Source organism: Pseudomonas sp. BF-B-30, from assembly GCF_019956305.1.
Lineage (GTDB): Bacteria > Pseudomonadota > Gammaproteobacteria > Pseudomonadales > Pseudomonadaceae > Aquipseudomonas > Aquipseudomonas jessenii.
In genome coordinates this window covers 1-14,308 of record NZ_JAHBDG010000017.1, presented here as the reverse complement: position 1 = coordinate 14,308, position 14,308 = coordinate 1, and the positions used below count along the sequence as shown (strand labels likewise).

Annotated in this window: 13 protein-coding genes and 5 tRNA genes; 6 read left to right on the top strand and 12 right to left on the bottom strand. The window is 60.0% G+C overall.

What is annotated here, in order from left to right; all coding sequences use genetic code 11:
* Positions 1–61 precede the first annotated feature (61 nt).
* The 9 genes from KGB29_RS11025 to gltX all read right to left on the bottom strand — a co-directional run bounded on the left by KGB29_RS11025 (position 62) and on the right by gltX (position 5,479).
* Entirely contained in the window at positions 62–1,021 is a 960-nt protein-coding gene (locus KGB29_RS11025; RefSeq protein ID WP_008050845.1) for a tRNA dihydrouridine synthase, read from the bottom strand.
* A gap of 156 nt (positions 1,022–1,177) precedes the next feature.
* Positions 1,178–1,633, bottom strand: coding sequence for an acyl-CoA thioesterase (locus KGB29_RS11020; RefSeq protein ID WP_150812498.1), 456 nt, complete (start codon positions 1,631–1,633; stop codon positions 1,178–1,180).
* A 49-nt stretch (positions 1,634–1,682) separates the two neighbouring features.
* Positions 1,683–2,516 carry an alpha/beta fold hydrolase gene (locus KGB29_RS11015; protein ID WP_057715583.1) on the bottom strand — a complete coding sequence of 278 codons (834 nt, stop codon included), beginning with the start codon at positions 2,514–2,516 and terminating at the stop codon, positions 1,683–1,685.
* A gap of 29 nt (positions 2,517–2,545) precedes the next feature.
* Positions 2,546–3,085, bottom strand: coding sequence for a TetR/AcrR family transcriptional regulator (locus KGB29_RS11010; protein WP_057715584.1), 540 nt, complete (start codon positions 3,083–3,085; stop codon positions 2,546–2,548).
* A 193-nt stretch (positions 3,086–3,278) separates the two neighbouring features.
* Positions 3,279–3,354: transfer RNA gene (locus KGB29_RS11005), tRNA-Glu, on the bottom strand.
* A gap of 80 nt (positions 3,355–3,434) precedes the next feature.
* Positions 3,435–3,510, bottom strand: a tRNA-Ala gene (locus KGB29_RS11000).
* A gap of 53 nt (positions 3,511–3,563) precedes the next feature.
* Positions 3,564–3,639 (bottom strand) — tRNA-Glu (locus tag KGB29_RS10995).
* 79 nt (positions 3,640–3,718) lie between these two features.
* A tRNA-Ala gene (locus tag KGB29_RS10990) sits at positions 3,719–3,794 on the bottom strand.
* Between the two features lie 203 nt (positions 3,795–3,997).
* Positions 3,998–5,479 (bottom strand): glutamate--tRNA ligase, encoded by a 1,482-nt coding sequence (gene gltX / locus KGB29_RS10985; RefSeq protein ID WP_154910079.1) that lies wholly within the window; start codon positions 5,477–5,479, stop codon positions 3,998–4,000.
* 230 nt (positions 5,480–5,709) lie between these two features.
* On the opposite strand from gltX, the gene KGB29_RS10980 reads away from it, so the two are divergent.
* Together KGB29_RS10980 and KGB29_RS10975 are read left to right on the top strand one after the other, a co-directional pair.
* Positions 5,710–6,798 (top strand): HlyD family secretion protein, encoded by a 1,089-nt coding sequence (locus KGB29_RS10980; RefSeq protein WP_154860620.1) that lies wholly within the window; start codon positions 5,710–5,712, stop codon positions 6,796–6,798.
* Positions 6,799–6,847: 49 nt separating this feature from the next.
* Positions 6,848–8,338 carry an MDR family MFS transporter gene (locus KGB29_RS10975; protein ID WP_174245540.1) on the top strand — a complete coding sequence of 497 codons (1,491 nt, stop codon included), beginning with the start codon at positions 6,848–6,850 and terminating at the stop codon, positions 8,336–8,338.
* Between the two features lie 119 nt (positions 8,339–8,457).
* Here the strand turns inward: KGB29_RS10975 and uvrB are convergent, their stop codons facing one another.
* Positions 8,458–10,473, bottom strand: coding sequence for an excinuclease ABC subunit UvrB (gene uvrB / locus KGB29_RS10970; protein ID WP_057715588.1), 2,016 nt, complete (start codon positions 10,471–10,473; stop codon positions 8,458–8,460).
* Here uvrB and KGB29_RS10965 point away from each other — a divergent pair.
* The 3 genes from KGB29_RS10965 (at position 10,472) to KGB29_RS10955 (ending at position 12,448) form a co-directional block, all read left to right on the top strand.
* Positions 10,472–10,648 carry a hypothetical protein gene (locus KGB29_RS10965; protein WP_159389613.1) on the top strand — a complete coding sequence of 59 codons (177 nt, stop codon included), beginning with the start codon at positions 10,472–10,474 and terminating at the stop codon, positions 10,646–10,648. The two genes, uvrB and KGB29_RS10965, sit on opposite strands and share 2 nt — an antisense overlap.
* A 161-nt stretch (positions 10,649–10,809) precedes the next feature.
* Positions 10,810–12,006, top strand: coding sequence for an amino acid aminotransferase (locus tag KGB29_RS10960; protein ID WP_008050829.1), 1,197 nt, complete (start codon positions 10,810–10,812; stop codon positions 12,004–12,006).
* Positions 12,007–12,238: 232 nt separating this feature from the next.
* Positions 12,239–12,448: a hypothetical protein gene (locus KGB29_RS10955; protein WP_057715590.1), complete on the top strand. Its 210-nt coding sequence runs from the start codon at positions 12,239–12,241 to the stop codon at positions 12,446–12,448.
* Here KGB29_RS10955 and KGB29_RS10950 read toward each other — a convergent pair.
* Positions 12,445–12,675, bottom strand: a complete 231-nt coding sequence (locus KGB29_RS10950; protein ID WP_007978659.1) for a hypothetical protein — start codon at positions 12,673–12,675, stop codon at positions 12,445–12,447. The two genes, KGB29_RS10955 and KGB29_RS10950, sit on opposite strands and share 4 nt — an antisense overlap.
* A gap of 227 nt (positions 12,676–12,902) precedes the next feature.
* On the opposite strand from KGB29_RS10950, the gene KGB29_RS10945 reads away from it, so the two are divergent.
* Positions 12,903–12,978, top strand: a tRNA-Asn gene (locus KGB29_RS10945).
* Positions 12,979–13,112: 134 nt separating this feature from the next.
* On the opposite strand, the gene KGB29_RS10940 is transcribed toward KGB29_RS10945, so the two are convergent.
* Positions 13,113–14,308 (bottom strand): nucleobase:cation symporter-2 family protein (locus KGB29_RS10940; RefSeq protein ID WP_223473722.1); only part of this gene is annotated, 1,196 nt, incomplete at its 5' end.

The following is a 14,308-nucleotide window of genomic DNA, read 5'->3' as shown; positions in this document are numbered from 1 at the left end:
TTAAATAGGGACCGCTGATTGCATTTCAAGAGATTGTTTTTTGCTTTTTTTACAAAAAATTTCAGGCCGCTTCCGCCACCGGCAGCCCCAGCAAACGCGAGACGTTATCCAGCTCGGTCTCACGACGCAGCACGGTAAAGAGCTCTACCGCCTCGGGATAATTGCGGGTCAGCATCGCCAGCCATTGCTTCAGACGACCCGGCGACTGGCGTGGCGTCATTTGTGCCTTGGCTTGCAGCCAGAAGTCCTGGATCAGCGGCAACAACTCGGCCCAGGTCATCTCGACCACCTCTTCACCGGCCCGCGCCGCGGCGATCTGCCGGGCGAGATCCGGACGCGAAACCAGGCCGCGACCGAGCATGATGTCTTCCACGCCGCTGATCTCGCGGCAACGACGCCAGTCTTCGACGCTCCAGATGTCGCCATTGGCGAACACCGGCACCTTGACCACGTCCTGCACCCGCGGAATCCACTCCCAGTGTGCCGGCGGCTTGTAGCCGTCGACCTTGGTCCGCGCATGCACCACGATGTGTTCGGCGCCGCCTTCGGCCAGGGCCGTGGCACACACCAGCGAGCCGTCCGGGCTGTCGAAGCCCAGGCGCATCTTGGCGGTGACTGGAATGTGCGCGGGGACGGCACGACGGACGTGCTCGACGATCTGGTTGAGCAGCTCGGGTTCCTTGAGCAATACCGCACCACCACGGGATTTGTTGACGGTCTTGGCCGGACAGCCGAAGTTCAGGTCGATCACTTCGGAGCCCAGCTCGCAGGCCAGCGCGGCATTTTCCGCCAGGCACACAGGATCGGAACCGAGCAGTTGCACACGCAGCGGCACACCGGAGGCCGTCCGGGCACCGTTGAGCAACTCCGGACCGAACTTGTGGAAATAGGCAGGTGTGAGCAACTGGTCGTTGACCCGGATGAACTCGGTCACGCACCAGTCAATACCACCCACACGGGTCAGCACGTCGCGCAGGATGTCGTCGACCAACCCCTCCATGGGCGCCAAAGCAATTTGCATGAAAAACACACTCGAGGAAAAACGTGCAGCAGTTTACTGGATTGCGCGAGAAACCGCAGATCCCTTGTGGGAGCGGGCTTGCTCGCGAATGCGATTTAACATTCAACATTGATATTGACTGGCACACCGCTTTCGCGAGCAAGCCCGCTCCCACATTCAGATTTTGGCGGATTCCAGATTTTGCGATAGCAACGCCGGGCCATAACCCTCGATGAACTCCGCCGGCATGCGCTTGGGCTTGCCCGTGGACAGTTCGATGCAGACGAAGGTGGTCTGCGCCCGCAGCAACGTCGAATTATCGCTGGGGCGGACCAACTGGAAGTGCCGGGTCATTTTAAGGCGCTGATCCCAATCGACGATCCAGGTCGCCAATTGCAACTCATCGTCCTCATAGGCTGCCGCCAGGTAATCGATCTCGTGCCGCACCACCGCCATCGCCCGGTCCAGCCGCCGATACTCGACCAGGTCCAGGCCAAGACGCTGGGAGTGGCGCCAGGCACAGCGTTCGAGCCAGGTCACGTAGACCGCGTTGTTCGCGTGCCCCAACCCGTCAATGTCCTCGGCGCTCACTTGCAGATCAATGATGAATGGCGTTTCCCGATCCCAGCCCATGCCCGACTCCCTGGTCAGATAATTTCGACCGGGGCAGTGTAACGGAAGCTCAGGCGGATTGGCGTGATTGCAGACTGCGCCCGGCCAGCAGTGATAACACGCCATCAATCACCCGAGGGTCGGCCAACACTCGCTGATGACCACCGTCTTTCAAACGCAACAAGCGGCTGTCGAACCAGGCTTCATGGATCAGCTGGGATTCCTTCACAGAGACAAAGTTGTCGTCTTCGGCATGGACAATCAGGCCGGGCATGTCGAGTTGATAGTGCGCGACATCCAGCGTCGCGGCTCGCATGCCGACATCTTGCTCGACCTGGCGAATGAACGCCGAGCGGGCCTTCGGTGGCAGCCCGACATAGCGGGCAAAACCACGCAACACACCGAGAATCCGCGCCGGGGCAGCAATGCTGACCAGGGTTTCGGTGCGCAGGCCCAACTGGACCGCGAGCATCGCACTGGCGCCACCCATGGAGTGGCCGATGACCGCTTGCAGCGGTGGCAGTTCGGCGGCCGCTTCCAGCATGGCGCGGGCGAACAGCACCACATTCGCCTCACTGCCCGGTGAGCGGCCGTGGGCCGGACCATCCAGGGCCACGACCGAGTAACCGGCATCGACCAGCGCGGTGATGAGGCTGGCAAACTGCGTCGGCCGCCCTTCCCAGCCATGCATCAGCAATACTGCCGGGCCCTGACCCCAACGCAAGGCCGAGAGACCGAAACGCAGGGTGACCCGCTCGGACTTGGCCAACAGTGGCAGCTCCCAGTCACGCAGCGGCAGATCCCGTGGCGTCATGAACGCCTGTCGCATTTTGCTTGCGACCAGTTTCGGGGCGAACCAGCCCAAGGTGCCATTAACGCCACGAACCCACTTTAACGTGCTCATCGCATTCTCCTCAGGCCGCAGCCTTCAGGTCAACGCACCGCCGATTTGGCGGCGCGCAGTAATCGATCGGACAACTCTCCTGGCCCCAGCGCCCGCGCCAGAGCCAGCCCACCCACCATCAAGGCCATGTCGGCCAGGGCTTTTTCGGTTTCTTCAGGGCTGGCCGCCAACTGCGCGACCATCAATTCCACATGCTCATTGAGCGCGACACGAAACGCTTCCGGCAGCCGCCCCAGTTCGCCGACCGATGCCGGGATCGGACAGGCCGATTCGGAGGAATCACGGTGCTTGCGCGACAGATAGAACGCCGCCACCAGCGCACGGCGCTCTTCGCCGGTCAACTCCGCGTCCATGTCGGCAATCAGGTCACGGCGGTGACCGAGCAATTGCCTGAACGCCTCCAGCATCATCGCGTCCTTGCTTTCGAAGTGGGCGTAGAAGCCGCCGACCGTCAGGCCCGCCGCGCCCATCACTTCGCCCACGCTTGGCTCGGCCGGGCCGCGCTGAATCAGCGCTGCGCTGGCAGCCTTGAGGATGCGTTCGCGGGTTTGGGCTTTTTTATCGTTCATCGTTGCCTCCGAATATTACGATTGAAATATTATTCTCATAATAAATTTTAGCAAGTCATGGGCATGACCGCTGGTCTGAAGAACAGTTTTTTTGGAAATTTTGGAAATGGAGGAATTTGGCCAAACGCCAGACAAACAAAAGGGCCATTCAATAATTGAATGACCCTTATAAATCCCGCAGAGCGGGTAATCGTGGCGTCCCCTAGGGGACTCGAACCCCTGTTACCGCCGTGAAAGGGCGGTGTCCTAGGCCACTAGACGAAGGGGACACAAACCCTTCTATACAACTGATCAGTGCTGAGTGCTGATCGATTCAAGGCCGGTGTGGCCAGACCTTGAACTGTAAAATTGGTGGAGCTAAGCGGGATCGAACCGCTGACCTCCTGCATGCCATGCAGGCGCTCTCCCAGCTGAGCTATAGCCCCGGATTTTTCGCCTCGCGGCGGAGCGACATCTTGCAACATCGCTTCTGTAAAACTGGCGTCCCCTAGGGGACTCGAACCCCTGTTACCGCCGTGAAAGGGCGGTGTCCTAGGCCACTAGACGAAGGGGACGCAAACCCTTCTATACAACTGATCAGTGCTGAGATCTGATCGCTTCAAGGCCGGTGTGGCCAGACCTTGAAGTGTAAATTGGTGGAGCTAGACGGGATCGAACCGTCGACCTCTTGCATGCCATGCAAGCGCTCTCCCAGCTGAGCTATAGCCCCTCATCGTTGATGTCATCGCTGAGGACGGGGCGAATCTTAAGGGCGTATCGAAAGCCTGTCAAACTTATTTTTCAAAAAAATTAAAATTTTTTGCCGACATAACAATCACTTACCGCCCTCCCCCCCGAAAAATCGGGGTCTGAGGACCACTGCGCGCCCAACGACGGGCACACACAATGGCCATCAGCCCTTCATCAAGCGTGTCAGGCAATCGCGCCCAACAGCTTTTCCCACTCCTTGTTTTCTTTCTTCGACACGCCGCCCAGCAGGTCAATGGCCTGGCGCAGACGGAAACGGGTCAGGTCCGGCCCGAGGATTTCCATCGCATCGAGCACCGACACCGAGCTGGCCTGGCCAGTGATCGCAGCGAACATCAGCGGCATGGCATCACGCAGCTTCAGCTCCAGGGATTCGACCACCGCCTGAATGGTCGCGGTGATGCTGTCCTTTTCCCACTGACGCAGGCTTTCGAGCTTCCACAGGATCAACTGCATCAACTGACGAACCTGATCACCCGACAGCTTCTTCGATTCGAACAACTTCGCATCCGGGCTCACGCCACCGGCAAAGAAGAACCCGGCCAGCGGTGCCACCTGGCTGAAGGTTTCGACCCGGCCCTGTACGTGCGGTGCGATCTTCATCATGTATTCGGAATTGAACGCCCACTTCTGCACGCGCGCGGCGAACTCTTCCACCGGCAGATCGCGCAGCCACTGGCCGTTGAGCCACGACAGCTTCTCGATGTCGAAGATCGGCCCGCCGAGGGACACGCGCTTGAGGTCGAAGTTGTCGACCATTTCCTGCAGCGAGAACTTCTCGCGCTCGTCCGGCATCGACCAGCCCATGCGACCCAGGTAGTTGAGCATCGCTTCCGGCATGAAGCCCATGCGCTCGTAGAAGGTCACCGAGGTCGGGTTCTTGCGCTTGGACAGCTTGCTCTTGTCCGGGTTACGCAGCAGCGGCATGTAGCACAGCTCCGGCTGTTCCCAGCCGAAGTATTCGTAAAGCAGGATCAGCTTCGGTGCCGATGGCAGCCACTCTTCGCCACGCAATACGTGGGTGATGCCCATCAGGTGGTCGTCGACCACGTTGGCCAGGAAGTAGGTCGGCAGGCCGTCGGTCTTCATCAGGACTTGCATGTCCATGCGGTCCCACGGGATTTCAACGTCGCCACGGAGCATGTCCGGCACCACGCAAACGCCTTCGCTCGGTACTTTCATGCGGATAACGTGGGGCTCGCCAGCGGCCAGGCGACGGGCGACCTCTTCCTTGGACAGCAGCAGCGCGCGGCCGTCGTAACGCGGGGTTTCGCCGCGAGCCATTTGCTCGGCGCGCATCTGGTCCAGCTCTTCGGCGGTGCAGAAGCACGGGAAGGCATGGCCCATTTCGACCAGTTGCTGGCAATACTTCTGGTAAATGTCGCCGCGCTCGCTTTGACGGTACGGACCGTGCGGGCCGCCGACATCCGGGCCTTCGCTCCAGTCGATCCCGAGCCAGCGCAAGGCGTCGAAAATCTGCTGTTCGGACTCGCGGGTCGAACGCAGCTGGTCAGTGTCTTCGATCCGCAGGATGAACTCACCGCCGTGCTGCTTGGCAAAGCAGTAGTTGAACAAGGCGATATAGGCGGTACCTACGTGGGGATCCCCGGTAGGCGATGGCGCGATGCGAGTGCGGACGGTGGTCATGGCATGTCTCGAAAAGAATAAAAGCGAAGTTCAAACAAGGCGCGAATGGTAACAGGCGACACCCGCCCGGCTCCAGTGAACAGGGCATTTAAGCCAAGGTTGCGTCTGTAACGCCCGTACAGGGAGGTGAATGGCCGAAAATCAGCCGACAGCATTTACCGCTTATCGGCTGTATGCCAGATTTGCCCGCTGATAACTTCTCTTACAATTTCTCGACTACAGTTTGCCCCATGCCTGCCCAACTCAAGCGTCGCCTCTTCTCGTTCCTGCTGATTGTCCTGTTGGTTGCCGGGGGCCTGTTTGCCCATTGGCTCTTGAAGGGGCGCTTTTATGAAAGCACCGATAACGCTTATGTCCAGGGCGAGATCACCCGCGTGTCGAGCCAATTGGGCGCGCGTATCGATCAGGTGCTGGTGCAGGACAACCAGCATGTCGAGAAAGGCCAGTTGCTGGTCAAACTCGAAGGCGACGACTTCCGCCTCGCTGTCGACCGCGCCAATGCCGCCCTGGCCACCCGCCAGGCCGAACGCCTGCAAGCCCAGAGTAAACTGACCCAGCAGGCCAGCCTGATTGCCGCCAGCGAAGCGCAGGTCGCGTCCAGCCAGGCCAGCCTGGGTCGCTCGCAGATCGACCTGACCCGTGCCGAGACCTTGCGCAAACCCGGCTATATCTCGGAAGAACGGGTGACCACCCTCTCCGCCGACAACCACATCGCACGCTCGCAAGTGGCCAAGGCCCAGGCCGACGCGCAAAGCCAGCGCCAGCAGGTCAATGCGCTGAATGCAGAGATCAAACGCCTCGACGCGCAGATCGCCAACGCCAAAACCGACCTGGCCCAGGCCGAACTGAACCTGACCCGCAGCGAAATCCATGCCCCCATCAGCGGCCTGATCGGCCAGCGTGCAGCCCGCGAAGGCCAATATGTGCAGGCCGGCGCTTACCTGTTGTCGATCGTGCCGGACGAAGACATCTGGATTCAGGCCAATTTCAAGGAAACCCAGATTGGCCACATGCAACCCGGCCAGGAAGCCGAACTGACCTTCGACGCCTACAGCGACACCCCGATCAAAGCCCGGGTCGACAGCCTGTTCGCCGCCTCGGGCGCGCAGTTCAGCCTGTTGCCGCCGGACAATGCCACGGGCAACTTCACCAAAGTCGTACAACGGATTCCGGTCAAACTGACCTTCGCCGCGGACAATCCGCTACGCGGCAAGATCCGCCCGGGCATGTCGGTCACCGCCAAGGTGAACATCAAGGACGCCCCTGAAGAAATCACCCCCAAAGTGAGCCACAAAGACGCCCCTGACGATGGCCGGTGATCAACTGATCCGCCCGGTCGGCGAACCGACCCGGCGGGACTGGATTGCGGTGATGAGCGTGATGCTCGGTGCGTTCATGGCGGTGCTGGACATCCAGATCACCAACTCCTCGCTCAAGGACATCCAGGGTGCACTGTCGGCGACCCTGGAAGAAGGTTCGTGGATTTCCACTTCGTACCTGGTGGCGGAAATCATCATGATCCCGCTCACCGCCTGGCTCGTGCAGCTGCTGTCAGCCCGGCGCCTGGCGGTGTGGGTGTCCCTCGGATTCCTGGTCGCGTCCCTGCTCTGCTCCATGGCGTGGAGCCTGGAAAGCATGATTGTGTTCCGCGCCCTGCAAGGCTTTACCGGTGGCGCGCTGATTCCGCTGGCGTTCACCCTGACCCTGATCAAGCTCCCGGAACACCACCGCGCCAAAGGCATGGCCATGTTCGCCATGACCGCCACCTTCGCGCCCTCCATCGGCCCGACCCTCGGCGGCTGGCTGACGGAAAACTGGGGCTGGGAATACATTTTCTACATCAACATCCCGCCCGGCCTGATCATGATCGCCGGCCTGATGTACGGTCTGGAGAAGAAAGAAGCCCACTGGGAGTTGCTGAAAAGCACCGACTACGCCGGCATTCTCACCCTCGGCGTCGGGCTCGGTTGCTTGCAGGTGTTTCTGGAGGAAGGCCATCGCAAGGACTGGCTGGAATCGAGCCTGATCGTAACCCTGGGCAGCATCGCACTGGTCAGCCTGATCAGCTTTGTGATCGTGCAGACCTCCAAACCCAATCCGCTGATCAACCTCGGCATCCTGCGCAATCGCAACTTTGGCTTATCAAGCATTTCCAGTGTCGGGATGGGGGTCGGGCTGTACGGCTCGATCTACCTGTTGCCGCTGTACCTGGCGCAGATCCAGAACTACAACGCCTTGCAGATCGGCGAAGTGATCATGTGGATGGGCGTGCCACAGCTGTTTCTGATTCCGCTGGTGCCCAAGTTGATGAAATACGTCTCGCCCAAATGGCTGTGCACGCTGGGCTTCGGGCTATTCGGGTTGGCGAGTTTCTCTTCGGGCGTGTTGAACCCGGACTTTGCCGGGCCGCAGTTCAATCAGATCCAGATCATCCGCGCCCTGGGCCAACCACTGATCATGGTCACCATCTCGCTGATCGCCACCGCCTACATCCTGCCCCAGGATGCGGGATCGGCCTCGAGCCTGTTCAACATCCTGCGCAACCTCGGCGGCGCCATCGGCATCGCCCTGCTCGCCACGCTGCTGGATGCGCGGACCAAGGTTTACTTTGATTACCTGCGTGAATCCATCGTGCCGAGCAATCCGCAGGTGGCTGAACGGATCGCCTCACTGGCTGACCGGCTGGGCAATGAAACGGCAGCCTTGGGCAAACTCAGCGAGATCGCCCACCAACAGGCGTCGATCATGGCCTACAACGATGCGTTTCATTTTGTCGGGATTGCGTTGGGGATCAGCATGGTGGCGGTGTTGCTGACCAAGAAGTTGCCGGAGGGGTTGAAGGCTGGGGAAGCACACTAATTGATACTTGCAGCGCCCTGACCGGCCTCATCGCGAGCAAGCTCGCTCCCACAGGGATCACACCGAACCTTGTGGGAGCGGGCTTGCTCGCGAAGAGGCCCGTACATTCACCGCAAATCTCAGACAGTAATCAACCGCTCGCGCAACTTGCCAATCTCATCACGCATCTGCGCCGCCGCTTCAAACTCCAGATCGCGCGCCAACGCATACATCTTCTCTTCCAGGGCCTTGATACGCTTGGCGATCTCGCCCGGCGAGCGCAATTCCGCTTCGTATTTGGCGTTCTCTTCCGCAGCCTTGGCCATGCCCTTGCGCTTCTTGCTGCGCGAACCCGGCACGGTGGCGCCTTCCATGATGTCGGCAACGTCCTTGAACACACCTTTGGGGGTGATGCCGTTGGCCAGGTTGAAGGCGATCTGCTTGTCGCGACGGCGCTCGGTTTCGCCGATCGCGCGCTCCATGGAACCGGTAATCCGGTCGGCATACAGAATCGCCCGGCCATTAAGGTTACGTGCCGCACGCCCGATGGTCTGGATCAGTGAGCGCTCGGAACGCAGGAAACCTTCCTTGTCGGCATCGAGGATCGCCACCAGCGACACTTCCGGCATATCCAGGCCTTCGCGCAGCAGGTTGATCCCCACCAGCACATCGAAAGTACCCAGGCGCAGATCACGGATGATCTCGACCCGCTCCACGGTGTCGATGTCCGAGTGCAAATAGCGCACGCGCACGCCATGATCGGCCAAATAGTCAGTCAAGTCTTCGGCCATGCGCTTGGTCAGCGTCGTGACCAGCACCCGCTCTTCCAGAGCGACGCGCTTGGTGATTTCCGACAGCAAGTCGTCGACCTGGGTCAGTGCCGGGCGAATCTCGATTTGTGGGTCCACCAGCCCGGTCGGGCGCACCACCATGTCAATGACGCGGCCAGCGTGTTCGGCTTCGTAGTTGCCCGGGGTCGCCGAGACGAAAATCGTCTGCGGGCTGATGCTTTCCCACTCATCGAAACGCATCGGCCGGTTATCCAGCGCCGAAGGCAGGCGGAAACCGTATTCCACCAGCGTCTCTTTACGCGAACGGTCGCCTTTGTACATCGCACCGACCTGCGGAACGCTGACATGGGATTCGTCGATCACCAGCAAGGCATCGGCAGGCAGGTAATCGTAAAGGGTCGGTGGTGCCGCGCCGGCTTCGCGGCCGGACAGGTAGCGCGAGTAGTTTTCGATGCCGTTGCAGTAACCCAGCTCGAGGATCATCTCCAGGTCGAAACGGGTGCGCTGCTCCAGGCGCTGGGCTTCCACCAGTTTGTTGTTGGAGCGCAGGTACTCCAGACGCTCCTGCAACTCGACCTTGATGCCCTCGACCGCGCCCATCAGGGTTTCCCGTGGCGTCACGTAGTGGCTCTTCGGGTAGAAGGTGAAGCGTGGCAGTTTGCGAATGACTTCACCGGTGAGCGGATCGAACGCCGACAGGCTTTCCACTTCATCGTCGAACAGCTCGATGCGGATCGCCTCGAAGTCGGATTCCGCCGGGTGGATATCGATCACATCGCCACGCACGCGGAAGGTCGCACGGGCAAAATCCATATCATTGCGGGTGTATTGCAGGTCGGCCAGGCGGCGCAGCAATTCGCGCTGGTCGAGCCGGTCGCCGCGATCCACGTGCAACACCATCTTCAAATAGGTTTCCGGGCTGCCCAGACCGTAGATGCACGACACCGTGGTGACGATGATCGCGTCCTTGCGCTCGAGCAATGCCTTGGTCGCCGACAGACGCATCTGCTCGATGTGGTCGTTGATCGACGCATCCTTCTCGATGAAGGTGTCCGAGGACGGCACATAGGCTTCCGGCTGGTAGTAGTCGTAGTAGGAAACGAAATATTCCACCGCGTTGTTCGGGAAGAACGCCTTGAACTCCCCGTACAACTGCGCCGCCAGGGTCTTGTTCGGCGCCAGCACCAGGGTCGGGCGCTGCACCTGGGCGATCACGTTGGCGATGCTGAAGGTCTTGCCCGAGCCGGTCACACCGAGCAGCGTCTGGTGCGCCAGCCCGGCTTCGATGCCCTCGACCATCAGGCGGATGGCTTCCGGCTGATCGCCGGCGGGCTCGAAACGGGTGACTAGCTGGAATTCAGACATGAAATACCTCTGGAATCACGCTTGCCGGCAAAACCGGCACGAACGAGAAAGACCGCAAACGACCGATGTCGCCCGAAGAAAAAACTGGATTGTGCTCAATGTGGAGCCGATTGCCATCGCTTTCAAGGCAAACGTCCTACATCGCGCAAAACCTTTGCCGACACCATTCGACTAACGGTCGCAAAATAATCGGAAAAACTTACCTTAAAAGCCGAATAGCCTGTCGCCATTGATCGCGGATGGCCTCTATACTAGCTCCCCGTTTGTGCACCGCTCTAGTGCATTCGGCTGGAGCGCGACACGTCCCTCCACACTCCATTCAGAGCCGCCGCAATAATGAGCCTGTTCTCCGCTGTCGAAATGGCACCACGCGATCCAATCCTGGGCCTCAACGAAGCATTCAACGCCGATACCCGGACCAACAAAGTCAACCTGGGGGTCGGTGTTTACTGCAACGAGGAGGGGCGAATTCCACTCCTGCGCGCCGTTGTCGAAGCCGAAACCATTCGCGCCGCTCAACACGTTTCCCGTGGCTACCTGCCAATCGACGGTATCGCCGCCTACGACCAGGCTGTGCAAAAGCTGCTGTTCGGCAATGATTCGCCACTGATCGCTGCCGGCCGTGTAATCACCACCCAGGCCGTTGGCGGTACTGGCGCACTGAAAATCGGTGCCGACTTCCTCAAGCAACTGCTGCCGAACGCCGTTGTGGCGATCAGCGACCCGAGCTGGGAAAACCACCGCGCGCTGTTCGAAACCGCCGGTTTCCCGGTGCAGAACTACCGTTACTACGACGCCGCGACCCACGACGTGAACCGTACCGGCATGCTGGAAGACCTGAACGCGCTGCCAAACGGCTCGATCATCGTGCTACACGCCTGCTGCCACAACCCGACCGGCGTGGACCTGAGCCCGGCGGACTGGAAAAACGTCCTGGAAGTTGTTAAAGCCAAAGGCCACGTGCCGTTCCTCGACATGGCCTACCAGGGCTTCGGCGATGGCATCGACGAAGACGCCGCTGCCGTACGCCTGTTTGCCGAGTCGGGCCTGACTTTCTTCGCCTCCAGCTCCTTCTCCAAGTCGTTCTCGCTGTACGGCGAGCGCGTGGGTGCCCTGTCGATCGTCAGCGAATCGAAAGAAGAAAGCGCGCGCGTGTTGTCGCAAGTCAAACGCGTGATCCGCACCAACTACTCCAACCCGCCGACCCACGGTGCCAGCGTTGTCGCTGCAGTGCTGAACAGCCCGGAACTGCGCGCCCAGTGGGAAGCCGAACTGGCCGAAATGCGCCTGCGCATTCGTGGCATGCGTACCCAGATGGTCGACCTGCTGGCACAAAAAGCGCCTCAGCGCGATTTCAGCTTCGTCGGTCGTCAATGCGGCATGTTCTCCTACTCCGGCCTGACGGTTGAGCAAGTTCACCGCCTGCGCAACGAGTTCGGCATCTACGCCCTGGACACCGGCCGCATCTGCGTGGCCGCGTTGAACCAGAGCAACATCAAGGTTGTGACGGACGCTATCGTCCAAGTCATCTGATGACACTTTGAAATGAAAAACGGGAAGCCATGGTGCTTCCCGTTTTTTATTTGTCACAGATAATTCTCAACGCAACGACCCAGCCCTCTAAACTCCACACAAGTCAAAATGTGGGAGCGGGCTTGCTCGCGAAGACGGCAGTACATTCAATACTTGTACAACCTGACCCACCGCTTTCGCGAGCAAGCCCGCTCCCACAGGATTTATGTACTAAGCATTCCCGAGAACCCATATGAAAAACGATGACCTGCGCGCCGACCGCGATGACCTGGATGACCTGGATCACTTCACCCCCCGCGCCCCGGCAAAACGCGGCAACAACCTGGTGATGCAAGTGGCCGCCGGTGTGTTTCTCGGCGGCCTGGCCCTGTGGCTGGTACAATTGGGTGCCACGGCGCTCTACGCCAAACTGATGCTTGGCACGATTACCTTCGGCGGTTAAGCCAGTTCGGTCGCACGCTGGCTGGCAGCGTCGTCGTAGGCGACGTATAGCGATTCAGCGACCTGGCTCTTGATCGCTTTAGTGCTTTCCAGGCCCAGGACAAAACCTTCGGCCTTGCCGCCAGCACGGTTCAATGCTTCAGCGGTGCCGGCCTGAGTGATGGCGTCGAACAACTTTTCGGCGTGGGGGCCGACACCTTTGGGCAGGCTGATCTGAGAGATGCTCATGGGTGCACCCCGTGGTGTCGAGGTGTGAGGGTCAAATGATTCATGGCGCGTACCTTTTCGGCGAATGGCCGGCAGCGCGTGTCACCACTTCCGGGCAGCCATGGTAGACCTCTGGGGCGATCCTGGTAACCGCCAATCGCCGCTAAACCACCGCCCGCCCCGCTGATTCGCTCCAATTGTTATTCGGTGCTTGACTTCTCTTTTTGAATCAGTAAGATACGCGCCATTCCGCGATAGCTCAGTTGGTAGAGCAAGTGACTGTTAATCACTGGGTCCCTGGTTCGAGTCCAGGTCGTGGAGCCAGACAGCAACATCGAAAAGCCCCTGAATCGAAAGATCCAGGGGCTTTTTTGTGGTCGATTGAAAAGCCAACGCCTGAAAAGCAAAAAGCCGATCTGTCTATTCGACAGATCGGCTTTTTTCAGTCGCCGTGAACGTCAGACATGCTCACTGCTTTTCGTGTGGACCGCCCGTGGTTCTGCCACGCCATGTTCCGATTCCAGCACCGGAATCTCCTTGCCATCGCAATCATGCAGTTTACCGTCGCTGAAGTAGTCCCCTTCACGCAACGCCGCCAGATCCTGATAACGCAGCACCCGCTCGGTACCGGCCGCAAACACCGATTGCTGGTCGGAGTTGCCGGCGGTGAGGTGGTTGAAGGTCAGGTTCAGCACGATGGCCATGATTGCCGAAGAACTGATGCCCGAATGGAAAATGGTCGCGAACCAGCTCGGGAAGTGATCGTAGAAGCTAGGTGCAGCGATCGGGATCATGCCGAAGCCAATCGAGGTCGCGACGATGATCAGGTTGACGTTGTTGCGGTAGTCGACCTTGGACAAGGTCCGAATGCCGCTGGCCGCGACAGTACCGAACAGCACGATGCCAGCGCCACCCAGTACGGAGGTCGGTACGGCGGCGATGACCCGGCCCATGAAGGGCAGCAGACCGAGGATCACCAGGAACAGACCGCCGGTTGCCACCACGTAGCGGCTCTTGATGCCGGTGACCGCCACCAGACCGACGTTCTGGGCGAAGGCGCTCTGGGTGAAGGAACCGAAGATCGGCGCGAACATGCTCGACAGCATGTCGGCGCGCAGACCGTTGCCCAGGCGCTTGGAGTCAACCTTGGTGCCGATGATCTCACCGACGGCCAGAATGTCCGCCGAGGTCTCCACCAGCGTCACCATCACCACGATGCACATCGACAGGATCGCAGCGAAGTGGAAGGTCGGCATGCCGAAGTGGAACGGCGTCGGGAAGCCGAACATCGGGCCCTGGGTTACGGACGAAAAATCCGCCATGCCAAGGAACACCGCGATCACCGTACCAATGACCATGGCCAACAGAATCGACAGGCGAGAGATGGTCGCACTGCCGATTTTGCTCAGCAGCAGTACCAGCACCAGCGTTACCGCCGCCAGACCGATGTTCGCCGTGCTGCCGAAGTCCGGCGCATGGCTGTTGCCGCCCATTGCCCAGCGCGCGGCTACCGGCATCAGCGTCAGGCCGATGGTGGTAATCACGATGCCGGTCACCAGTGGCGGGAAGAACTTGGTGATACGCGAGAACACCGGGGTTATCAGCAACCCGATCAGGGACGCCGCTATCACCGCCCCCAACACCGATTGAAACC

Excerpts from the sequence above, each read along its gene's own strand:
- KGB29_RS10965 (WP_159389613.1), top strand. The coding sequence starts at position 10,472 with ATGAAATACCTCTGGAATCACGCTTGCCGGCAAAACCGGCACGAACGA.
- KGB29_RS10955 (WP_057715590.1), top strand. The coding sequence starts at position 12,239 with ATGAAAAACGATGACCTGCGCGCCGACCGCGATGACCTGGATGACCTG.
- KGB29_RS10980 (WP_154860620.1), top strand. The coding sequence starts at position 5,710 with ATGCCTGCCCAACTCAAGCGTCGCCTCTTCTCGTTCCTGCTGATTGTC.
- KGB29_RS11010 (WP_057715584.1), bottom strand. The coding sequence starts at position 3,085 with ATGAACGATAAAAAAGCCCAAACCCGCGAACGCATCCTCAAGGCTGCC.
- KGB29_RS10960 (WP_008050829.1), top strand. The coding sequence starts at position 10,810 with ATGAGCCTGTTCTCCGCTGTCGAAATGGCACCACGCGATCCAATCCTG.
- uvrB (WP_057715588.1), bottom strand. The coding sequence starts at position 10,473 with ATGTCTGAATTCCAGCTAGTCACCCGTTTCGAGCCCGCCGGCGATCAG.
- gltX (WP_154910079.1), bottom strand. The coding sequence starts at position 5,479 with ATGACCACCGTCCGCACTCGCATCGCGCCATCGCCTACCGGGGATCCC.
- KGB29_RS10950 (WP_007978659.1), bottom strand. The coding sequence starts at position 12,675 with ATGAGCATCTCTCAGATCAGCCTGCCCAAAGGTGTCGGCCCCCACGCC.
- KGB29_RS11025 (WP_008050845.1), bottom strand. The coding sequence starts at position 1,021 with ATGCAAATTGCTTTGGCGCCCATGGAGGGGTTGGTCGACGACATCCTG.
- KGB29_RS11015 (WP_057715583.1), bottom strand. The coding sequence starts at position 2,516 with ATGAGCACGTTAAAGTGGGTTCGTGGCGTTAATGGCACCTTGGGCTGG.
- KGB29_RS11020 (WP_150812498.1), bottom strand. The coding sequence starts at position 1,633 with ATGGGCTGGGATCGGGAAACGCCATTCATCATTGATCTGCAAGTGAGC.